We start from the raw sequence: 22462 nt of genomic DNA on the forward strand, positions 1-22462 counted from the left end.
CCTTATCCCACGGGCTGGGCAAAGGCACCTTTCCAGCGCTCAGGCGTCGAGCGCGCGGCAATCTTCCGGAAGCCAGCCGATTTCAATCTGCTGCCCCGGTTTCAGACGCACCTGATCGGGTGCGTTTCTCGTCTTGACGACGAAATCTTCGTTTCCGGCTACCCGCAGACGGGTGCGGAAGATGTCGCCCATATAGATGAATTCCAGCACTTCGGCCTTGAGGGTATGGGCGCCGGGTTGCAGGCGGTCCTTGTTGAACTCGACCCGCTCGGGACGGATCGAGACCCGTGTACGTTCTCCGACCTTAGTCACGTTGACGGGTTTGGCGTCGATCACCTCGCCACCATCCAGCTTGACGATGCAGGTATCGCCTTTGATCTCCTGCACGACACCTTCCATAGTGTTGTTCTCACCGATGAATTGCGCGACGAAGCTGTTTTGCGGCTGTTCATACAGCACATCGGGCGATGCAAGCTGCTGGATTCGTCCGTCATCGAACACGGCGACACGGTCCGACATCGTCAGTGCTTCGGTCTGGTCATGGGTGACATAGACCGTGGTAATGCCAAGATCATGCGCCAGACGCGTGATCTCGAATTGCAGGGTTTCACGAAGCTGCTTGTCCAGCGCGCCCAGCGGCTCGTCCATCAGGACCAACTCTGGCTCGAAAACCAGCGCACGGGCCAGTGCGATCCGCTGCTGCTGGCCCCCTGACAGTTGCGCAGGACGACGTCCGCCGAACTTGCCCATTTGCACCATATCAAGGGCACGCTTGACCTTCTCTTCCCGCTCGGACTTGCCGACTTTGCGGACTTCCAGAGGAAAAGAAAGGTTTTCGGCCACGGTCATATGCGGAAACAAGGCATAGTTCTGGAACACCATCCCGATGCCACGTTTGTGGGGCGGAATATTGTTGATCGGCTTACCGTCCAGAAGGATTTCTCCGTGCGTGGCCGTTTCGAAACCTGCCAGCATCATCAGGCAAGTGGTTTTGCCAGAACCGGAAGGTCCGAGCATGGTGAGAAACTCACCCTTGGGCATGGTCAGGTTAAGGTCTTTGACGACCAGAGTTTCCCCATCATAGCTTTTTTGCACACGCTCAAAAGCCACGAACGCATCGTTCGCACTTGATCCAGCCAAAGCAGGCTCCCCGTTTGTTGTTGTTGCACGATCTGCGCCGCGCATTCGTCTAAGACTAAAACGTGCTGTCCTGTTGGTTGCAACCCTTTTGCAGTCCTAATTTGTCAAAACGCCAAACAGCAGGCCGTTTGGCTTTCTATAGCCCCAATTATAGGCAAATTGCCTGACAGCACTGTCAGCCGAGCTCCTCGGAAATGGCTTTTGCCGTTTTTTCCACCACCTGATCGGCCTCGGCTTCGGTCAAGCAGAAGGGCGGCGCGAATCCCAGAATGTCGCCCTGTGGCATGGCGCGCCCGATGACACCGTGGCCTAAAAGTGCTGCTGCAACGCGTGGCCCGACCTTGTCGGAGGCATCAAACAGTTTTCTGCCGTCACGGTCGCGGACGAACTCGACGGCGCAAAGCATACCCTCGCCACGCACCTCGCCGACATTGGGATGATCCGCCAATGCAGCGCGCATCTGCGCATTCAGATAGGTTCCGACTTCGCCTGCGTTCCGGATCAGGTTTAGGTCATCCAGCAGCTTGAGATTGGCAACCCCTGCCGCCGCCCCTACCGGATGCGCCGAATAGGTCCAGCCATGACCGATCGGTCCGTTCTCATCGGTGCCCTGCTCCAGCACCTTCCACATCTTGTCACCTACAATCGAACCCGAAAGGGGCGCATATGCAGAGGTCAGGCCCTTGGCGATGGTGATCAGATCAGGTTTGATACCGTAGTGATCCGATCCGAACATGCTGCCCAAGCGGCCAAAGCCGGTCACGACCTCATCCGCGATCAACAGGATATCGTGCTTTCGAAGAACCTCCTGAATGGCAGGCCAGTATCCTTCTGGCGGGGGAACGATCCCGCCAGTGCCCAGAACCGGCTCGCCGATGAAAGCGGCAATCGTGTCTGCCCCTTCACGCGCGATCAGCGCCTCAAGTTCGGCCACCAGATGGGCGGTGAATTGCGCCTCGCTCATGTCGTCATGAGGACGGCGGAAGTAATAGGGCGCGTCGGTATGGATCACCTGCGCCAGAGGCAGGTCAAACTTCTTGTGGAACAGCTCCAGTCCGGTCAAAGATCCAGTCACCAGCCCCGATCCGTGATAGCCACGCCAGCGGCTGATGATCTTCTTCTTCTCGGGTCGTCCGAGAATGTTGTTGTAATACCAGATCAGTTTGACGTTGGTTTCATTCGCATCCGACCCCGACAAACCGAAATAGACCTTGGACATCCCCTCGGGCGCGCGGTCCAGTATCATCTTGGACAGTGTGATGCTCGCCTCGGTCCCGTGACCGACATAGGCATGGTAATAGGCCAATTCGCGCGCCTGATCGGCAATTGCCTCGGCAATCTCCTGACGTCCGTAGCCGACATTGACACAGTAAAGCCCCGCGAAAGCATCCAGCAGGCGCGTCCCGTCACGGTCGGTGATGTGACAATCCTTGGCTGTCGTGATGATCCGCTGCGGGGCATTACCACGCGCGAATTCAGCAAGATGGGTCGACGGGTGAAAAAAGTTGTCGCGGTCCCATTGGGCCAATTGGTCATTTGTCAGCATTTCCAGCTTCCTTAGGCGGTGTTCTGAGAATTCATGTTGTGCACAACCTTTACAGCTATGCGTGTAACGTCAATCATATATGCCTATTTTTTATAGTATTTCCTAAAAACGACAGGGGCATTTCGTTTTTAGGATGGTCAAGATGTGCACAAATTTGTTGATCTGCGGAAAATACCAGCAAGGAAAGCACGTATGTCCGTTCCGCCAATCCCTTTTGCAGACCTTCCATTCTCGGCCGAGGAATATAGCCGCCGCCTTGATCTGACCCGCACGGCAATGGCCGAACGCGGTATCGACGTGTTGTTTGTCGAAGACCCGTCGAACATGTCTTGGCTGACAGGCTATGATGGCTGGTCGTTCTATGTGCATCAGGGTGTGATCATCACCCATGACCGCGATCCGGTGTGGTGGGGGCGCAATATGGACGCGAACGGCGCCAAGCGCACAGCATGGCTGCCTCACGATCACCTGCGCCCCTATGATGATACCTATGTGCAATCCAACGAGCGCCATCCAATGCAGCATCTGTCCGCGCTGCTATGCGAGATGGGGTTTGAAGCGGCCTGTATCGGCGTCGAGATGGAGAATTACTATTTCTCTGCCAAGGCCTATGTCACCATGCTGACAGAGTTGCCTCGTGCCACTTTGGTCGATGCGACCGCCTTGGTGAACTGGCAGCGTGCCGTCAAGTCTCATGAGGAAATTACCTTCATGCGCCGCGCGGCGCGGATCGCCGAAAAGATGGTGGACACCGCAATCGAACGCGCTCGCCCCGGCGTTCGCAAAAACGACTTGGTGGCCGAAGTGATGCGCGAGGCGATCATCGGCGTCGGCGAGGATTGGGGCGACTACCCTGCAATCGTGCCGATGTGCCCCTCGGGGGCCGATGCCTCTGCGCCGCATATCACGTGGAACGGCGGAGAGTTCGAGAACGACCAATGCACCTTTTTTGAACTGGCAGGCGTCTATCGGCGCTATCATACACCATTCTGCCGCACGGTTTATCTGGGCACACCGACAGACGAGGTGAAACGCGCCGAGGCCGCACTGATCGAAGGGCTTGAGGCAGGCTTGCAAGCAGCACGCGCCGGCAACCGTGCCTGTGATATCGCCGATGCCTTGGCCCGCCCTCTTGAGGCTGCGGGCATCCAGCGCGGTGCGCGCTGCGGCTATCCCATCGGGATCAGCTATCCCCCCGATTGGGGCGAACGCACGATCAGCCTGCGGTCGGAAGACCAGACCGTGCTGCAACCCGGTATGACGTTTCACTTCATGCCCGGTCTATGGATGGATACATGGGGGATCGAGATTACCGAATCTATCCTGATCACCACGGATGGTCCGGCTGAAACCTTCTGCAACCGTCCACGGCGGATTTTTGTGAAGACATGACAACACTCACGCGCACCCGCGACATTCTAGGGGATCTGATCGGATTTCCGACAGTCTCAGCTGACAGTAATCTGGACTTGATCGACCACATGGCCAACCTGCTGTCGGATGCGGGTGCGCATGTCGATCTGTTCCACGACGACAGTGGCACCAAAGCCAATCTGTTTGCCACAATCGGACCGGATCGGGAGGGGGGGATCGTTCTATCTGGCCATTCCGATGTGGTCCCCGTGACCGATCAGGACTGGACAAGCGATCCGTTTCGCATGGTCGAAAGGGATGGCGCGCTTTACGGGCGCGGCGCTTGCGACATGAAGGGTTTTATCGCCGCGGCGCTGGCAATGGCCCCTGACTATGCCGCACGAAACCTCAAGCGCCCCATCCATCTTGCCTTTACCTATGACGAGGAAGTCGGATGCCTTGGCGCGCGATCTCTTGTGCCCGCTTTGCAATCACGCGGAATACGCCCCGCGATGGCCATCGTCGGAGAGCCGACAGATATGCGGATCATCGAAGGCCATAAGGGCTGCTGTGAATACACGGTCGAATTTCGCGGGCTGGAAGGCCATGGCTCGAACCCTGATCGCGGCGTGAACGCGGTAGAATACGCTGTGGCTTATGTCGCGCGGCTGATGGAGTTGCGCCATCAGTTGCGCCATCGCACCCCTGTCGGCAGCAGGTTCGAGCCGCCCTGGACAACGATCAATATCGGTCGTCTTGCTGGCGGTGTTGCCCATAATGTCATCGCCAGCCGCGCCGAACTGGATTGGGAAATGCGCCCCGTTCAGGATTCGGATACCGATTTCGTCAAAAAGACACTGGCAGATTATTGCAATGACGTCCTGCTTCCTCAGATGCAGGCCGTCTGTCCCGAGGCCGATATCACAACATATATCATCGGCGAGGTCTGCGGGCTTGAGCCCATGGACGAGAACGAGGCGAGGCGGCTGGTTGCCGAACTGACAGGAGCCAATGGTGCGGATGTAGTCGCATTTGGCACCGAGGCAGGCTTGTTCCAGCAGATGGGTCTATCGGCCGTGCTTTGCGGGCCGGGCAGTATCGAACAGGCGCATAAAGCGGACGAGTTTGTGTCTCTATCCCAATTGGATCAATGTCTTTCAATGCTTCACGGGCTGGGTGACAGGTTGACCCGCTATGTCTGATCACTCCGATGCGCGTAGTCGTTTTCTACGCCTGCATGACGCGCTGCGAACGCGGATCTGCATGCTTGACTATCCGCCTGGCACCCGCCTGTCCGAGGAAACCCTTGCAGCCGAATTCGGCACCTCGCGCACACCGCTCCGGCGGGTTCTCGCACGCCTTGAGGACGAGGGGCTTGTCATCTCGCAGCACGGCGTGGGTACGATCGTCACAGACGTCGACGCAGAGGAGATGGCGCGCACCTACGATCTGCGGCGTGAACTGGCAGGGCTTGTCGGGCGGCTGTCACCGGTGCCCGTTTCGGACGAAATCATCAAAGAGGCCGCGGACTTTCTCGACGCGGGGAAAATCTTGCTGAAGCAACCCGACACCCGTGCGCTGGCGGAGTTGAATATGGACTACTTCCATTTCGGCACCTCGCTGACCAATAACTTGGCGCTGCGCGAAATGTCCGAGCGGCTGTATTACCGCACGGCAAGGATCTGGCTGACCGCAACGCCGCGTCTGGACCTTGCCGAAGAAACGGCAATCTTCGTCTCGGAATTGCGTGACAGTTTTCAGGCGCTTGTGGCAAGGGACGGGCAGGCAGCCGCAGATGTGCGTCGCGCCCATATCTCGCTTTGTATCGCCCGATTGAACCGGCACATGGCGTGACCGGCACGCCCTGTATTTCTTCTTGCTTCAAATATCCAACACGGCCCTGACACATAAGATCAGGCCGGATTAGAGTCTTTTCCGGTTCAGTTGGCCGCGACCATCAGGCCGTCGTTTTTCAACTGTTGATGCGCTTCATCCAACGATTTGCGGGCGCGTTCGATCAGGATATCGGCCTCGTCACGGGTCATGACCAAGGGCGGGCTGATGATCATCCGGTCACCGACATGGCGCATGACCAGATTGTTGGCAAAGCACCTCTCGCGCACGATATAGCCCACGGTTCCGGGCTCAGACGCAAACTTGGCGCGGCTTTCTTTGTGGGGTGTCAGGGCGATGGAACCCATCATACCCACGATCTTGGCCTCGCCGACAAGCGGGTGATCCGTCATCGCGGTCCACAACTCTTTCATATAGGGGCCGATATCGTCGCGGACATGTTCGACGATGCCTTCCTCTTCGATGATGTTGATGTTTTCAAGCGCGACCGCTGCAGTTACGGGATGGCTGGAATAGGTATAGCCGTGATTGAATTCGCATGCCCCAATGACGCTGGCCACCTCGTCGCAGACGATCGAACCGCCAATCGGCTGATATCCCGAAGACAAACCCTTCGCGATTGTCATGATATGCGGCCTGATGTTCACGGTCTGGCTTCCGAACCAGTTGCCAGTGCGCCCGAAACCGCAAATCACCTCGTCCGCGATCAGCAGGATCTCGTACTTGTCGCAGATGCGCTGGATCTCGGGCCAGTAGCTGTCTGGCGGCACGATCACACCGCCCGCGCCCTGGATCGGCTCGGCGATGAAGGCAGCGACCTTGTCTTCGCCCAGATCGTGGATCGCCTGTTCCAATTGGCGCGCGCGCTCTAGCCCGAACTCCTCGGGGCTCATGTCGCCGCCTTCGGACCACCAGTTGGGCTGGTCGATATGATAGACATCGGGGATCGGCAAGCCGCCTTGCGCGTGCATACCGGACATGCCCCCCAGCGACGCGCCCCCAAGGGTCGAGCCGTGATAGGCATTCTTGCGGCTGATGATCACCTTCTTGTCCGGCTCGCCCTTTTGTGCCCAATAGGTGCGGACCATGCGGATGTTGGTGTCATTCGCTTCAGAGCCTGATCCGGCATAAAACACGTGGTTCAGATCGCCGGGCGCGATTTCCGCCAATTTCTGGCTGAGTGCGATGGCAGGCACATGGGTCGTCATGAAAAAGGTATTGTAATAGGGCAACTCCTTCATCTGACGGGCCGCGACCTCGGCCAGACGCTCGCGCCCGTAACCGATATTCACGCACCACAGGCCGGCCATGCCGTCGATGATCCTGTTGCCATCGCTATCCGTGATCCAGACACCATCGGCGCGGGTGATCACCCGCGCGCCGCGTGTCGCCAATGCCTCTTGCGTCGTAAAAGGGTGCATGTGATGCGCGGCGTCCAACGCCTGAAGTTCATGCGTTGGCATATGATTGGTGATCACAGTCATGGTGGGCCTCGCTTGGTCAAGAAATCGGTCAGGGCGACCCTGTGGCGGGTCACATCGCTGTTGGCAACTAGAATATGATCAAATTCTGAAGTGTCAATCGAATCAGTTTGAATGCTCGCGCAAATCCAGCATCTCGCGGATCTGCTCCATTCCCTGCAGCATATCCTCGCGCATGGCCTTCGCAGCGCCTTCGGAATCACCGGTCCGCATGCATTCCAGCATATCCTTATGCTTGTCCGGCAGGTTCTGGGTTCCGATCCGGCCGATCACCACCCGCAGGGATGGCCCGAACCTGAGCCACAAACGTTCGGCCATTTCTGCAAGGATCGGCGCCTCTGCAAGATTATAGAGAAAGGCATGAAAACGATAGTTGTTCTGCAAATAGGCGCGCAGATCTCCGGCGACTATCGCGCGGTCCAGCTTCTTGTCGATCTCAGTCAGCTGGTTCAGGTCAGACGGTGTTGCGCGTTCTGTGGCGCGCAACCCCAGATGGGATTCAAGCCATTGTCTTGCAAATATAATTTCAGATATATTGGCGGCTGTAAGTTCCGGAACACAAACACGCCGATTGCCCTGAAACACCAACGCACCCTCGGCTGTCAGACGGCGGATTGCCTCGCGGACCGGGGTCATGCCCGCGTTCAGGCGGTCCGCCACACCCTGAATCGTCAGGGCCTGCCCCGGCGCTATTTCGCCAAACAGGATCTGGTCGCGCAACTGGCGATAGATCACCTCATGTGCAGGCGGGTTCGAGGCCGCATCTGTAAGAGTGGTCATTTTCCGTGCACCGTCTTCCATTCTGCCACTTTTCCCTGCGCTAGCCCAAGACACCCGCTTGCGAGTTTAGCGGTGTCGTGAAAACATTACCATATTGCCTAGAGGCAGAAACTTTGATCAAATTCCAGAACGGGGACGGAAGATCCTCAATCTATGATAGGGAGTTACTTGATGAGACATCACTTGCTGACCATGACTGCGACTATCGCGCTCATGGCAGGCGCTGCATCGGCGCAGGAAGTTCGCGTCTACAACTGGTCCGACTATATCGACGAAGCCTTGCTGGCAAAGTTCGAGGCCGAAACCGGTATCAAACTGATCTATGACGTCTTCGACAGCAACGAGGTTCTGGAAACCAAGCTGCTGGCCGGCGGTTCGGGCTATGACGTTGTTGTGCCTTCCGGAACATTCCTGCAGCGTCAGATCCAAGCGGGCGCCTTCCAGGAGTTGGACAAGTCCAAGCTGCCCAATTTGGAAAACATGTGGGACGTGGTTTCGTCACGGACCGAGCAGTATGACCCCGCCAACGCCTATTCGATCAATTACATGTGGGGCACCACAGGTATCGGTGTGAATGTTGGCAAGGTCACCGAGATCCTTGGCGAGGACGCGCCAATCGACAGCCTGTCGCTGATCTTTGATCCCGCCAATGCCGAGAAACTGGCAGCCTGCGGTATCATGATGTTGGACGCGCCTGCAGAAATGATCCCTGCCGCGCTCCAGTTTCTGGGCGAGGACCCAAACAGCCACGACCCCGAGGTCATCGCCAAGACCGAGCCGGTGTTCATGGCGATCCGTCCACATATCCTGAAGTTCCACAGCAGCGAATACATCAACGCGCTTGCAAATGGTGATATCTGCGTGGCGCTTGGCTGGTCGGGCGACATCCTTCAGGCCCGTGACCGCGCAGCCGAGGCCGATAACGGGATCGAGATTGCCTATAACGCGGCCAAGGAAGGTGCACAGATGTGGTTTGACCAGATGGCCATTCCCGTTGATGCACCCAACGTTGAAGGCGCCCATGCTTTCCTGAATTTCATCATGGACGCCGAGAACATGGCTGCGGCATCGAACTATGTCTACTACGCGAACGGAAACCTCGCCTCGCAAGAGTTTCTGGTGGAAGACGTGATCGGCGATCCCGCAATCTATCCCTCCGAGGAAGCGCTGAACAACCTGTTCACGACGACACCTTGGGATGCGGGCGTCCAGCGCACTGTGACCCGCCTTTGGACCAAGATCAAATCGGGCACCTAAGACCCGGCAACAAAGGCTCGCGCGGCTAACGCGCGGGCCTTCACAATATTCAGGACAGGGTTCGGCATGGCACAGACCGTTTTCGCCCCGTGGGATGATCCGCAGGCAAAGCCTCTCATCCAGTTCAAGAACGTGACCAAGCGGTTCGGCGATTTCACAGCTATCGAGAACCTGACGCAGGATATCTACGAACGAGAGTTCTTCGCGCTTCTGGGTCCGTCCGGCTGCGGCAAGACAACACTGATGCGGATGCTTGCCGGTTTCGAGAATACCAGCGAAGGGCAGATATTGATCGCAGGGCAGGACATGGCCAATGTCCCTCCAAACAAGCGCGCTGTGAACATGATGTTCCAGTCCTACGCGCTGTTCCCGCATCTGAGTATCTGGGAAAACATCGCTTTCGGTCTGAAACGTGAAGGCAAGCCCAAAGACCAGATCGCCGCGCGCGTTGACGAGATGTTGCGGCTGACGCGGCTCGAAAAATTCGCCATGCGCAAACCGCACCAGATTTCGGGCGGCCAACGCCAGCGTGTGGCCTTGGCACGCAGCCTTGCAAAAGCCCCCAAACTGCTGCTGCTGGACGAGCCATTGGGCGCGTTGGACAAGAAGCTGCGTCAGGATACTCAGTTCGAGTTGATGGACATTCAAGAGAAGACAGGCACCACTTTCGTCATCGTGACCCATGATCAGGAAGAGGCGATGACAGTCTCCAGCCGCGTGGCTGTGATGGATGAAGGCCAGATCATTCAGGTCGCGACCCCTGCACAAATCTACGAGGCACCGAATTCTGTCTATGTGGCGGATTTCATCGGTGACGTGAACATCATCGACGGTGTCGCCACGCCGGAGGGTGATGCCTATCACATCGCTTGGGCTGAAGGTCAGGCACCGTTCACGGCCAAGACAGCGACACGCTTTTCCGAAGGTCAACGCTGCTATCTTGCCATCCGGCCCGAGAAGGTGGGGATCTCGGCGGATCGTCCTGCAGATATGGCGAATGCTGTGCAAGGACAGATCATCGACATCGCCTATCTGGGCAATATCTCAACCTATCATGTGAAGCTTGCCAACGGTCAGATGATGAAGGCACAGACGGCCAATACGCGCCGCCTGTCGCGCCGTAGCTTCACTTGGGAAGATCGGGTCTGGCTGTCATGGACGGACACTGCTGCCGTCGTGCTGGAGAATTAGGGCAATGCGGCGCTTCATCCTGATCGCAGTGCCGTTCATCTGGCTGATGGCGCTGTTTCTGGTGCCTTTCGCTATCGTGCTCAAGATATCCTTGTCTGATATCGCGCTTTCCATTCCGCCATATACACCCCAACTGGACCTTACCGAGGGTTGGGCCGGTATCAAAGCGTTTTTCGCGGAACTGGACTTTGAAAACTATGTCTTTCTGACGCAGGATCAGCTTTATTGGAAAGCCTATGTCTCCTCGCTCCAGATTGCCCTGATCTCGACCATTCTGACGCTGCTGGTTGGATATCCAATCGCCTATGGCATGGCCCAGGCCCCCGATGAATGGCGCGCAACCCTTCTGCTGCTGGTCATATTGCCGTTCTGGACCAGCTTTCTGATCCGCGTCTATTCGTGGATGGGCATACTATCGAACGAGGGGTTCCTGAACCAGTTTCTGCTCTGGACAGGTCTGATCTCGACGCCGCTTGTGATCCTGAACACGAATACGGCTGTCTATATCGGCATCGTCTATACCTATCTGCCCTTCATGATCCTGCCGATCTACGCGGCCCTCGAGAAGATGGACGGTTCGCTTCTGGAAGCGGCAGAGGATCTTGGCTGCTCACGCCTGACCGCCTTCTGGTTGGTCACCATACCGCTGTCCAAGTCGGGGATCATTGCGGGCTGTTTTCTGGTCTTCATTCCGGCGCTGGGCGAGTTTGTCATCCCCTCGCTTCTGGGTGGCTCGGATACATTGATGATCGGCAAAGTGCTCTGGGAGGAGTTCTTCTCGAACCGTGACTGGCCTGTTGCCTCTGCAGTGGCCGTTATCCTGCTGCTGATCCTGATAATTCCCATCGTGCTGTTCCAGCGCAACGAACAGAAGCAGCGAGAGATGGATCAATGAGACGGTTTTCATGGTTCAACGCCACTTCGCTGACGCTGGGATTCGCGTTTCTATACCTGCCGATGATCATCTTGATTATCTACAGCTTCAACGCATCCCGACTGGTGACAGTCTGGGCGGGCTTCTCGACACAATGGTACGGGACCCTATTACAGAACCAGTCTTTCCTTGATGCGGCATGGGTCACGGTCAAAGTGGCTATCGCCTCGTCCACGATCGCAACGGTTCTGGGCACAATGGGCGCCTATGTTCTGGTGCGCGGGGGGCGCTTTATGGGGCGTACCGTGTTTTCCGGCATGATCTACGCACCGCTGGTGATGCCGGAAGTCATCACCGGTCTGTCACTTTTGTTGCTCTTCATCGGGATCGGGCTTGATCGCGGTATCTTCACCATCGTTCTGGCGCATACGACCTTTTCGATGTGCTTCGTGTCGGTAGTTGTGTCCTCGCGGCTGGTCAGTTTTGACAAGTCACTAGAAGAAGCAGCACTTGATCTAGGTTGCTCGGCCTTCGATGCGTTCCGCCTTGTGACCTTGCCGATCATCGCACCTGCGGTCATTTCAGGCTGGCTATTGGCGTTCACGCTGTCGCTTGACGATCTTGTCATTGCGTCCTTCACCGCAGGACCATCTGCCACGACCTTGCCGATCAGGATATTCTCGGCCGTGCGGTTGGGCGTGTCACCAGAAATCAATGCTCTATCGACGATCATGATCGCCATTGTCACGATAGGGGTGATCACGGCGTCGATCCTGACCAAACGCAGCAGTCTTGCCAAACAGAATGACGAACAGGCGGCCGCCCGCACCTCATGACGCGCATTTTTCCTGCCTATGCCTATGGGGAAGGCCCTGTCGCGGACTGCTACTGGGCGCAAACCGTCGCAGTTAGCCAAGCAGATTTTCTGGCTGCGACAGGCGATTTGTCCACCGAAGTCGTGATCATCGGCGCAGGTTTTACTGGCCTGTCAGCAGCGCTGCATCTGGCACAGGATGGTGTCGATGTGGTTGTTGTTGACGCGATTTATCCGGGATGGGGTGCATCAGGGCGCAATGGCGGTTTTTGTTGTCTTGGCGGTGTAAAGGCCAGCAGCAAGGAAATCGCAAAGCGTTTTGGTGGTGCCGCCCTGACAGGCTGGCGTCAGGCTGAAAAGGATGCTGTCGCATTGGTCAGGGACATCCTGACTACGCACGGGATCGAGGCCGACACCCATTCGAACGGCGAAACCATCCTTGCGCATAATCAAAGCAATGCCCGAGCCCTGCAGGGTGATGTCACACGCATAAAGGCCGAATACGGAGTTGATGCCACATGGCATGACCCTGCCGCGTTGAAGGATCTGGGAATGTCGGGTCCTTTTCATGGCGGGCTGACCATACCGGTGGGTTTCGGTCTGAACCCACGCAAATACATCGCGGGACTGGTCAGTGCGGCGCGCAATGCCGGTGCACGGGTCTACGGCGATAGCGCGGTGCAGAGGATCGCGCAAAGGGATGGCTATATCGTCGTTGGAACAGGTCAGGCTACGATCCGCGCGAAGCGTTTAATACTGGCAACAAACGGCTATTCTGCCGAGGATCTACCCCGCTGGATGGCTGGTCGTTACCTTCCTGCACAGTCTAACGTGTTGACCACGCGCCCCCTGACCCAAGCCGAACTTGATGCAGCAGGGTGGACCAGTCGGCAAATGGTCTATGACACCCGCAATCTGCTGCACTACTTCCGGCTGATGCCCGACAATCGCTTTCTGTTCGGAATGCGTGGCGGGTTGCTGGCCTCGCCCGAGGCAGAAGCAGGAATCGCCAGACGTGCCCGCGCCCATTTTGAAACGATGTTTCCAGCCTGGAAGGACGTTGAAACCCCCTATAGCTGGAGCGGGATGGTCTGCTTCTCGTCTAATCGGGTGCCCTATTGCGGACCGATCCCCAGTCTCACTGGTGCGTTCGCAGGTTTTGCCTTTCACGGTAACGGCGTGGCAATGGGCACCTATACCGGCGCTTTGCTGGCCGATCTGGTGCAGGGCAAGACCACAAGTCTGCCTTATCCCGCAGTCATGCAGGCCAGTGCGCCACGCTTTCCGTTGGGACGGTTCCGGCGCGCGCTATTGCCTGCGGGCTATGCGCTTGCCGGGCTGCGCGACCTTTAGGCCTGATCAGCCTTGCGGCGTCATTCCCGAACGCGCCTTCTCGCGCTTCAGACCCAGCACATGTTCGCGCCAGATGATCATGACGCCTGCCAAGATCACCAATGCCGCGCCGACCAGCATCTGGACTGTCGGCACCTCGTCGAAAATGAAATATCCGATCAGAATCGCAAACAGCATCGAAGCATAGTCAAAAGGCGCCACCACGCTGGCATCTGCAAAGCGATAGGCCGAGGTCAGGAATATCTGGCCAAGCCCGCCCAGAAGCCCCGCTATAATCAGCAACATGGCTTCAAATGGCAGCGGCACGACCCAACCGAAGGGCAAGGTCAGCAACGACAGACCTGTTGCTGTCAGCGAGAAGAAAAACACGATGGCCGATGTCTGTTCGGTCTGCACCAGCTTGCGGACATAGATCTGCGCCAATGCAGCGCATACTGCCCCCATCAGAACCAGCATGGCGCCGAGGGCCGCAGCGCTTTCAACGGTCGGTCCGGAAAGTATCGAGAGACGCGGAGCCAGTACAACCACCACGCCCACCATACCCAGCGCCACGGCAAACAACCGGAACGCGCGCACCTCTTCGTTCAGAAACATGGCCGCAAACACGACCACAAGCAGCGGGGCGGCGTAGCCGATGGCGGTCACCTCGGGCAGAGGAAGCAATCCGAGCCCTGCGAAACCCAAACCCATGGCGGCAGTTCCGACAAAACCGCGCCAAAAATGTCCCAGTGGTGAGGCAACACTGAGTCCTGTCCGCAAATCTCCACGCATCCAAAGCCAACCCAGAATGACCGGCATGGCAAAAAATGACCGAAAAAACACCGCCTGCCCCGCCGGGACATGATGCGCGGTTGCCTTAATCATCGAGGCCATCGTTATGAAAAGAAGAACCGAGCAGATCTTTAGGGTAATTCCCTGTAATGGTTGCATAAATCTGCATTCCTTCTGAGCGGCACGGGGATGCTGAACTGTGTGGGGCAAAAGGTCAATGCTGCTGATAGACATCTTGCGCGATAGATTACTGGCGGCTCGCGTTTGGATTGAAATCAACTATCGGCGGAAAACATCCAGCCACTCGGCAGGTTCCCGCCTATCTACTCACATTTTCTTGTTCGGACAAAGAGTAAACAACCCTTGCGAATAAACGGGATCAGGCTCATTTGTGCCGAGATCGTTGCTGTGCAGGTGCATTGCTCTCTCCAGCGACGACCCCGTAACGAAAGGATGGGACTATGAAACTTACACGTACACTTATCGCCGCTTTTGGCGCGACTGTAATTGCGGCACCCGCATTTGCTGGCTCGGCAGCTCCGGCCGCAATGGAACCGATGATTGAAGCACCTGCGCCCGTCGCAATGACCATGGGTCGCGACTGGACTGGCGGTTATGCCGGTCTGCAGCTCGGCTATGCGGATATCGGCACTGACTCGGCAACTGGCCTTAGCGGTGATGACGTTATTGGTGGTCTGACTGCAGGTTATGACTGGGACTTCGGGAATTATGTACTTGGTGTGGGCGCTGACGCCGACATCGCGGACATCGCCGTTGGTGGTGTGACGCTGGAGCGCGTTTATCGCCTGAAAGTCCGTGGTGGTTATGATCTGGGCAACGGTCTGCTGTATGCGACTGCCGGTGGTGTTGGCGCAGACATTGATGGTCTGGGCTACGATACCGGTTACTTCGTTGGTGCAGGCTACGAGCACATGGTCACGGACGCGATCTCGCTGGGCGGTGAAGTGCTTTACCACGAGTTTGACACTTTCAACGACACAGCTATCGATGTCGATGCAACGACCTTCCAGGTTCGTGCAAACTACCGTTTCTAATTGATTTGACCTTCACGGGTCTTGTCAGAAAGGGCGCCCTGATGGGCGCCCTTTTCCATTATGTGCCGCTCGAAACCAGATGACGAATTAAGTCTATAAATATAAAATCTCGAATAACGTTGCAGAGAAATATACTCCGTTTGCTATGATTATGAGGAATACCGCAGCTGAACCGACATCTTTCGTCTTTTTGCCAAATTCCGACCATTCGGGTGAAATTTTGTCGACGATCATTTCAACTGCTGTATTCAGCGCCTCTATTACCAAGACAGCTAAAAACAATAGAACGAACAGCAATAGACGGCTAGCACTCGCCCCCGCGACAATCAAAATGGTCAGGCCCAGCGCGCCACCCAGTAGTTCCAGCCGGAAAGCGACCTCTTTCCAGAGGCATCTTAGACCGGCCAGAGAATAGCCAAATGCCGCGATCACATGGGCAGGGCCCTTGGTCTGCTTCGGCTTAGCGGGTTTCATATCCATCCCCACAGCAAGCAAGCTGAACGCGGCACCAGTTCACCGGCGGGGCAAAACCCAGTTCGGTCGCGGGAAATGGCAGGTATATCCATTGGGCAGACGTTCCAGATAATCCTGATGCTCCGGTTCCGCCTCCCAGAAATCGCCGACGGGCTCGACTTCTGTTACCACTTTGCCAGGCCAGATGCCCGACGCTTCAACATCTGCGATCGTGTCGATGGCTTCCTCGCGCTGGGCATCGTTCACAAAGTAGATCGCCGAGCGGTAGGACAGCCCGATATCATTGCCCTGACGGTTCAGCGTGGTGGGATCATGGATCTGGAAGAAGAACTCCAGCAGTCTGCGATAGGTGATCCGGTCGGGATCAAAGAAAATCTCGATCCCTTCCGCATGGGTGCCGTGGTTACGATAGGTTGCATTGGGCACGTTGCCGCCGGTATAGCCGACACGCGTTTTGGTAACCCCGGGCAATTTCCGGATCAGATCCTGCATCCCCCAAAAGCATCCCCCTGCCAGAACGGCGCGTTCCTCATTCATCTGATGTCCTCCACCTGATCCAGATATTCGCCATATCCCTCGGCTTCCATATCGTCACGATGGACAAAGCGCAAAGAAGCTGAGTTGATGCAATAGCGCAGACCTCCACGGTCGCGCGGGCCGTCCGGAAAGACATGGCCGAGATGGCTGTCGCCGTAGGTGCTGCGGACTTCGACCCGCTGCATTCCAAGACTGTTATCGGACAATTCCGTGACATGGGCAGGCTCGATCGGTTTGGTAAAGCTGGGCCAGCCACACCCGCTGTCATATTTGTCAGAGGATGCAAAAAGCGGCTCGCCCGAGACAACATCGACATAGATCCCCGGTTCCTTGTTCCGCAACAGCTTGCCTGTGCCCGGCCGTTCTGTGCCGCTTTCCTGTGTGACCCAGAATTGTTCGGGTGTCAGGCTGGCCACAACATCTTGGTTTCGTTCATATTTCGGCATCACGGTCTCCATGCAGTCAAGTCTTGCCTGTGAAAACTGCGCTTTGCAGGCAGGCTTTCAAGGGATACGGCTTATTCATCTTGCAACAAATACTCAAAACAAAGTGACGATTTTACCAATCCATCACGACTTTGCCGGCATCGCCAGAAAGCATCGCGACAAAACCGTCCTGATAGTCGTCAATCCCGATCCGGTGCGTGATCAGGCCGCTCAGATCAAGCCCGCCCCGCACAAGAGCGATCATCTTGTACCAGGTCTCGAACATTTCGCGCCCGTAGATACCCTTGATGTGCAGCATCTTGAAAATCACCTCGTTCCAGTCCACGGCAAAGCCTTGCGGCGCGATCCCGAGCAGCGCGACCTTACCACCATTGTTCATGAAATGGATCATGTCGCGCATTGCAGGCGGTGCGCCCGACATTTCAAGACCGATATCAAAACCCTCGGTCATCCCGATCCGCGCCATCACGGAATCGAGCCCCTCGTCATCCGCCTTGACCACGTGCTGCACACCCAGACGGCGGGCCAAATCAAGACGGTAGGGATTGATGTCCGTGATCACGACACGCTGCGCGCCGGCCCTTTGCGCCACCAAGGCCCCCATAATCCCGATAGGGCCTGCACCTGTCACAAGAACGTCCTCGCCCACCAGATCAAAACTGAGGGCGGTGTGCACCGCATTGCCGAAAGGATCAAAGATAGCAGCGACCTCATCGGGGATTTCAGGTGGAATAGGAACGACATTCGCTTCGGGGATAGAGAGATATTCGGCAAAGCTACCGGGTCTGTTGACCCCGACGCCCTTGGTATTGCGGCATAGATGCCCGCGCCCTGCGCGGCAATTCCGGCAGATCCCGCAGACGATGTGGCCCTCGCCCGAAACCCGAGTGCCAACGGCGTATTTGCTCGCCGCAGAGCCTGTTTCGACGATCTCGCCCACGAATTCGTGGCCGACAACCATCGGCACGGGAATCGTTGCTTGCGCCCATGCATCCCATTTCCAGATATGCACATCAGTGCCGCAAATCGCGGACTTCCCGACCTTGATCAGCACATCGGACGGGCCCGGCTCGGGAACCGGAACGCGTTCCATCCACAGACCCGGTTCTGCGCGCGCTTTGACAAGCGCCTTCATCTGGTTGCTCATGCGATGACCCCCATATCGCGGCCAACGGATTCAAACGCATCAATGGCACGGTCAAGCATGTCCCGACTAAGGGCGGCAGACATCTGGGTGCGTATACGATCCTGTCCACGCGGCACGACCGGAAAGGAAAAAGCAGTCACAAACACGCCCTTTTCATGCAAACGGGCCGCCATATCGCGCGCCAGTTTCGGGTCGCGCAGCATCACAGGGATGATCGCGTGCTCGCCCGGTAGCAACTCAAAGCCAAGCGCACCCATCCTTGCGCGGAAATAGGCTGCGTTCTCCCACAAGGTCGCGCGTAGTGCGTCGCCTTGTTCGAGCATATCGAAAACCTTGAGACTTGTTGCCGCGATCACAGGTGCCAGAGTGTTCGAGAACAGATAGGGGCGCGAGCGCTGCCGCAACCAGTCCACAACAGGTGCGCTGGCCGCAGTATAACCACCGGAAGCCCCGCCCAGCGCCTTGCCGAGTGTGCCTGTGATGATATCGACCCTGTCTATGACACCACAGGCCTCTGGCGTGCCGCGACCTGAAGGGCCGACAAAGCCCACCGCGTGACTATCATCAACCATGACCATCGCATCATATTTGTCCGCCAGATCGCAAACCTGCGCGAGCTTGGCCATGTAACCATCCATCGAGAAAATTCCATCCGTCGCAATCAGACGGTGGCGCGCGCCTGCGGATGCCTGCAACTGCGCCTCCAGATCGGGCATGTCGGAATTTGCGTAGCGCAGCCGTTGCGCCTTGCACAGCCGCACACCGTCAATAATGCTGGCATGGTTAAGCGCGTCGGATATGATCGCATCCTCTGGACCAAGTAGTGTCTCGAACAGGCCGGTATTAGCATCAAAACAGCTGGAATAGAGTATGGAATCCTCCGTTCCTAGGAAGGCCGCAATCCGCGCCTCAAGCGCTTTGTGCTCTTCCTGCGTGCCGCAGATAAACCGAACCGACGCCATGCCGTAGCCGTATCGCTCAAGGGCTGTCCGCCCTGCCTCGATCAGATCGGGATGATCCGCTAGCCCGAGATAGTTGTTGGCGCACAGGTTGATTGCCTGCCCGTCGTCGGCCAAAACAACCTCACCGGATTGACGGGACGCGATGACCCTTTCGGCCTTGTACAGACCCTCATCGCGCAGCCCGTCCAGTCGTTCTGCCATATCCTCGTCAAACCGATCCGCCGCACGCATTGTTATCTCCCTGTTCTTTCATCCCGTCAGCTTAGCACGCGATGGGGCGGGCCTCACGCAGCTTTCGGTCTGGTGCCGGTCAGGTTTCGCCGGTTGCCACACGTGGGCGGCCGCTGGTCTCGACAGTCAGAACCGCTTCGATGAAAAGATCGCGCGCCTCGATCTCGGCGCGGCGAATGTCGCGCGAGCAGGTCGTTCGTATATCTGCAGCACCTGCAGACCGCGCCTGTTCTTCAGCCTCACTCCGCAGGATGTCTTCAAGTCGCGCCATTGCCGCTTCGGAATCTCCGAAGTCTTCTGGACCTGATTCAAGGTGCACACGGTACTTTCCCTCGGTTGGGGCTGTAACAGTGCCGCTTTTCCGAAAAGTCACCATACCCACGACAGCGCCGATCGCATTCGCAACATCGGCATGTTCAGGCAGGATCATGCTGGTATTCAGCCGCGCCCCGACCGCGGGATAGTAGCTTGAGGCAGACGCACCCAACCCGATGACCTTCACGGCAAGACCAGCGTGAAGGGCAACCAGACCGCGATGCCCCGACAAGCCCCGCTGGGTTAGCACATGGTTTGCCAGGTCGGCAGGCGGCAGGCCAAAATTCTTATGCTCCTCGGTAAAAGCGGTTTCTAGCAAAGCCACAGTGGTTTGATGGGTCAGGCGTTTCACAATCATATGTGCCATTTCAACGGCGTCGCGGGCCAGTATCTCGCCAGCGCCTGTTCGCCGGCAACCAAACAGGCGCAAGGCCTTTTCCGCCGCCTTCCGATCCCACGACTCCAAACCACCCAATACATGGCTTGCATCAGACGGTGTGACACCGGCGATCTGGACCAGACCCCGCGCCACCAGTCTTTGCAGTGCCTGCCCTTCAAGCCGCGTCTTCAGGATCGAGCCTATCGGATGAACCGCCCGCCCGATCCGGTCCAGCAAGGCAAGATCGCGTTCACCCAATCCTCCGCTTTCAATATCCGGAATGGCACGGACGAACCGGCCGTCATGTTCGCTTGGAACAGCACTGCGCAACTGGGCGTCCAGCGCATCATGGACAGTATCGGGGTCATCCATGGCGATCAGACTGACAGGCAGCAGGCGACGCGGCCCCAAAGTCACACCGCCCTCCAACCCGTCCGAGACAAAATGCACCTCGCTGTCCCCCCCCAGACCGAAGGTCCGCATGGCAACCGCCTCTACCATGGTTCTGTAGGGTCCGACACGAGCACCATTCGGATCAATTGCGGGTCTACCTTGGCGCAAAACGGCGATATCAGTGGTTGTTCCACCAATGTCGGATACCATCGCCTCGTCGGCTCCAGTCAGCCAGCGCGCGCCAACAATGCTTGCCGCAGGGCCACTCAAAATCGTTTCGATCGGCCGTGCCTGGGCCTGCACGGCCGACATCAGCGCACCATCGCCGCGAACAACCATCAAGGGTGCGTCGATCCCGATCTCGGCCAGCACATCCTCGGCCCTTCCGATCAGACGATAGGTCATACCGATCAGGCGCGCGTTCAACACTGCGGTCAGCGCCCTTTTGGGTCCGTTCAAGCGTGCCGACAAATGATGCGAGCAACTGACCGGACGACCCGTGATGCGCGAGATCAGCGCAGCGGCGCGGTTCTCATGGTCAGGATTGCGTGTGGCGAACTGTGCCGCGACCGCGAAACCGGATACACCGCTCACCTCATTCAACCAAGCCTGCAACGCGGGCAAATCCAGCGGGGCAACCTCGACTCCGGCGTGGCAATGCCCGCCTGACAGGACAAGAACCGGATCACCACGCAACGCATCGGCAAGTCCGTGCGTTTCAAGATCGCGCGCGTTGAAGCCGATATAGACCAGACCAACGCGCCCGCCCTGGCCTTCGACCAAGGCATTCGTCGCAAGCGTAGTCGACAGCGACGCCATTGCTATCTCGCTTGGCTGGACATCGGCCTGTGCCAGCACGGCGCGTACGGCTTCACCGATGCCAAGGGCAAGATCGCTGCGGGTTGTCAGCGCTTTGGCGGATGCGATGACATGCGCTTCATCCTTGATCAGCACAGCATCGGTATAGGTTCCGCCTGTATCCACACCCAGCAGCAGCGCCATGGGTCTCTCCTTTCATGTTTCCTTGATGCGGTGTAGCGCCCGGCTGCCTCTATACCATCCCGTTTGCGGCAGGTTTGAGTCGCATCACAGCCCAGCGCGCCGCGTCAGCGACTTCAGATGCGGGATCTTCCGTCAATTTCTGCGCTGCATCAGTCAGCGACGGATTGCCCGAATTGCCAATGGCATAAAGCACGTTACGGATAAACCTGTCCCGCCCGATGCGCTTGATCGGAGAGCCGGAAAAGAACAACCGGAAACCGGCGTCATCCAGCAACACTAACGCCGCCAATGACGGGGCCTCCAGTTCCGGCCGCGCGTGATAGCCGATTTCGCGGGCCGCGACTGCAAACTTGTTCCACGGACAAACAGCAAGGCAATCATCACAACCATAGATGCGATTGCCCATCAAGGGCCGCAAGACTTCGTCGACCGGGCCTTTATGCTCGATTGTCAGATAGGAAATGCAGCGCCTTGCGTCCAGTTGGTAGGGCTTGGGAAAAGCGTCCGTCGGACAGATATCCAGACAGGCGCGGCAGGAGCCGCAGTGATCCACCTCGGCTTGATCGGCGGGTAGATTGAGGGTGGTGAAGACCGATCCGATAAAGAACCAGCTTCCCAAATTCCGGCTGACCAGATTTGTATGTTTGCCCTGCCAGCCCAGCCCGGCAGCTTGCCCCAAGGGCTTTTCAGGAACGGGGGCCGTGTCCACAAACACTTTAACCTCACCGCCTGATTGCCCGATCAGCCAGCGCGCCAATCGTTTCAGGCGCTTCTTGACCAGATCGTGATAGTCCCGGTTCTTGGCATAAACAGACACTGTTCCGGCGTTATTTTGTAAAAGCGTTTCCATCGGATCAACGTCTGGCGTGTAGCTTTCGCCCAACACGATCACGGATCGCGCTTCCGGCCACAGTGCTGCAGGATTACCCCGCCAATGGCTGCGGTCGGCCAACCATTCCATCTGCCCGTGGTAACCGGCTTCAAGGAAGGCCGTCAGACGCGGCGGCACTTCCGGTACATCCCAAGGCCGGCAGATATGGCAGGCGTCAAACCCTTCAAGGCGGGCCCGCGCGATCAAGCGGGCCTTCACATCCTCCATCGGGCAGT

21 protein-coding genes are annotated in these 22462 nt (G+C 57.5%); 9 read left to right on the forward strand and 12 right to left on the reverse strand.

What is annotated here, in order from left to right; genetic code table 11:
- Positions 1-39 precede the first annotated feature (39 nt).
- A complete protein-coding gene (locus K7H22_RS02615) occupies positions 40-1185 on the reverse strand; it encodes an ABC transporter ATP-binding protein (protein ID WP_419248135.1) in 1146 nt (381 codons plus the stop codon).
- A 130-nt stretch (positions 1186-1315) separates the two neighbouring features.
- Positions 1316-2686, reverse strand: coding sequence for an aspartate aminotransferase family protein (locus K7H22_RS02620; protein WP_230799172.1), 1371 nt, complete (start codon positions 2684-2686; stop codon positions 1316-1318).
- Between the two features lie 192 nt (positions 2687-2878).
- On the opposite strand from K7H22_RS02620, the gene K7H22_RS02625 reads away from it, so the two are divergent.
- Genes K7H22_RS02625 through K7H22_RS02635 form a run of 3 tightly spaced genes read left to right on the forward strand, consistent with a single transcriptional unit; the run spans position 2879 to position 5893 of the window.
- Positions 2879-4078 carry a M24 family metallopeptidase gene (locus K7H22_RS02625; protein ID WP_230799173.1) on the forward strand — a complete coding sequence of 400 codons (1200 nt, stop codon included), beginning with the start codon at positions 2879-2881 and terminating at the stop codon, positions 4076-4078.
- On the forward strand, positions 4075-5241 hold the full coding sequence (gene argE / locus K7H22_RS02630) for an acetylornithine deacetylase (RefSeq protein WP_230799174.1): 1167 nt from the start codon (positions 4075-4077) through the stop codon (positions 5239-5241). Before K7H22_RS02625 ends, argE begins: the two co-directional genes overlap by 4 nt.
- On the forward strand, positions 5234-5893 hold the full coding sequence (locus K7H22_RS02635) for a GntR family transcriptional regulator (RefSeq protein WP_230799175.1): 660 nt from the start codon (positions 5234-5236) through the stop codon (positions 5891-5893). The genes argE and K7H22_RS02635 overlap by 8 nt, the downstream gene beginning before the upstream one ends.
- Positions 5894-5979: 86 nt before the next feature.
- Here K7H22_RS02635 and K7H22_RS02640 read toward each other — a convergent pair whose 3' ends face one another.
- Both K7H22_RS02640 and K7H22_RS02645 read right to left on the reverse strand, forming a co-directional pair.
- Positions 5980-7377 carry an aspartate aminotransferase family protein gene (locus K7H22_RS02640; RefSeq protein WP_230799176.1) on the reverse strand — a complete coding sequence of 466 codons (1398 nt, stop codon included), beginning with the start codon at positions 7375-7377 and terminating at the stop codon, positions 5980-5982.
- A gap of 102 nt (positions 7378-7479) precedes the next feature.
- Positions 7480-8154, reverse strand: coding sequence for a GntR family transcriptional regulator (locus K7H22_RS02645; protein ID WP_230799177.1), 675 nt, complete (start codon positions 8152-8154; stop codon positions 7480-7482).
- 171 nt (positions 8155-8325) lie between these two features.
- Here K7H22_RS02645 and K7H22_RS02650 point away from each other — a divergent pair, with 171 nt between their 5' ends.
- The 5 genes from K7H22_RS02650 (at position 8326) to K7H22_RS02670 (ending at position 13643) form a co-directional block, all read left to right on the forward strand.
- Positions 8326-9411, forward strand: coding sequence for a polyamine ABC transporter substrate-binding protein (locus tag K7H22_RS02650; protein WP_230799178.1), 1086 nt, complete (start codon positions 8326-8328; stop codon positions 9409-9411).
- 66 nt (positions 9412-9477) lie between these two features.
- The gene (locus tag K7H22_RS02655) at positions 9478-10602 is read left to right on the forward strand and encodes an ABC transporter ATP-binding protein (protein WP_230799179.1); all 1125 of its coding nucleotides are present in this window, start codon (positions 9478-9480) and stop codon (positions 10600-10602) included.
- A 4-nt stretch (positions 10603-10606) separates the two neighbouring features.
- Entirely contained in the window at positions 10607-11497 is an 891-nt protein-coding gene (locus tag K7H22_RS02660; protein WP_230799180.1) for an ABC transporter permease subunit, read from the forward strand.
- Entirely contained in the window at positions 11494-12312 is an 819-nt protein-coding gene (locus tag K7H22_RS02665; protein WP_230799181.1) for an ABC transporter permease, read from the forward strand. The genes K7H22_RS02660 and K7H22_RS02665 overlap by 4 nt, the downstream gene beginning before the upstream one ends.
- On the forward strand, positions 12309-13643 hold the full coding sequence (locus K7H22_RS02670) for an NAD(P)/FAD-dependent oxidoreductase (protein ID WP_230799182.1): 1335 nt from the start codon (positions 12309-12311) through the stop codon (positions 13641-13643). The genes K7H22_RS02665 and K7H22_RS02670 overlap by 4 nt, the downstream gene beginning before the upstream one ends.
- A gap of 6 nt (positions 13644-13649) precedes the next feature.
- Here K7H22_RS02670 and K7H22_RS02675 read toward each other — a convergent pair whose 3' ends face one another.
- A complete protein-coding gene (locus K7H22_RS02675; RefSeq protein WP_230799183.1) occupies positions 13650-14573 on the reverse strand; it encodes a DMT family transporter in 924 nt (307 codons plus the stop codon).
- Positions 14574-14875: 302 nt separating this feature from the next.
- Between K7H22_RS02675 and K7H22_RS02680 the strand changes: the two genes are divergently transcribed.
- Entirely contained in the window at positions 14876-15469 is a 594-nt protein-coding gene (locus K7H22_RS02680; RefSeq protein ID WP_230799184.1) for an outer membrane protein, read from the forward strand.
- 93 nt (positions 15470-15562) lie between these two features.
- On the opposite strand, the gene K7H22_RS02685 is transcribed toward K7H22_RS02680, so the two are convergent.
- The 7 genes from K7H22_RS02685 to queG form a co-directional block, all read right to left on the reverse strand.
- Complete coding sequence (locus tag K7H22_RS02685; protein WP_230799185.1) at positions 15563-15943, reverse strand: diacylglycerol kinase; 381 nt, start codon at positions 15941-15943, stop codon at positions 15563-15565.
- A gap of 39 nt (positions 15944-15982) precedes the next feature.
- On the reverse strand, positions 15983-16480 hold the full coding sequence (gene msrA / locus K7H22_RS02690; protein WP_230799186.1) for a peptide-methionine (S)-S-oxide reductase MsrA: 498 nt from the start codon (positions 16478-16480) through the stop codon (positions 15983-15985).
- Positions 16477-16926: a peptide-methionine (R)-S-oxide reductase MsrB gene (msrB, locus tag K7H22_RS02695; protein ID WP_230799187.1), complete on the reverse strand. Its 450-nt coding sequence runs from the start codon at positions 16924-16926 to the stop codon at positions 16477-16479. The genes msrA and msrB overlap by 4 nt, the downstream gene beginning before the upstream one ends.
- A 112-nt stretch (positions 16927-17038) precedes the next feature.
- On the reverse strand, positions 17039-18061 hold the full coding sequence (tdh, locus tag K7H22_RS02700) for an L-threonine 3-dehydrogenase (protein WP_419248140.1): 1023 nt from the start codon (positions 18059-18061) through the stop codon (positions 17039-17041).
- Between the two features lie 8 nt (positions 18062-18069).
- On the reverse strand, positions 18070-19266 hold the full coding sequence (locus K7H22_RS02705; RefSeq protein WP_230799189.1) for a glycine C-acetyltransferase: 1197 nt from the start codon (positions 19264-19266) through the stop codon (positions 18070-18072).
- A 79-nt stretch (positions 19267-19345) separates the two neighbouring features.
- Positions 19346-21355 (reverse strand): hydantoinase/oxoprolinase family protein, encoded by a 2010-nt coding sequence (locus K7H22_RS02710; RefSeq protein WP_230799190.1) that lies wholly within the window; start codon positions 21353-21355, stop codon positions 19346-19348.
- A 49-nt stretch (positions 21356-21404) separates the two neighbouring features.
- Positions 21405-22454: a tRNA epoxyqueuosine(34) reductase QueG gene (gene queG / locus K7H22_RS02715; protein WP_230799191.1), complete on the reverse strand. Its 1050-nt coding sequence runs from the start codon at positions 22452-22454 to the stop codon at positions 21405-21407.
- Between the last annotated feature and the right edge of the window lie 8 nt (positions 22455-22462).

The organism is Seohaeicola saemankumensis (genome assembly GCF_021021435.1).
Taxonomy (GTDB): Bacteria; Pseudomonadota; Alphaproteobacteria; order Rhodobacterales; family Rhodobacteraceae; genus Seohaeicola.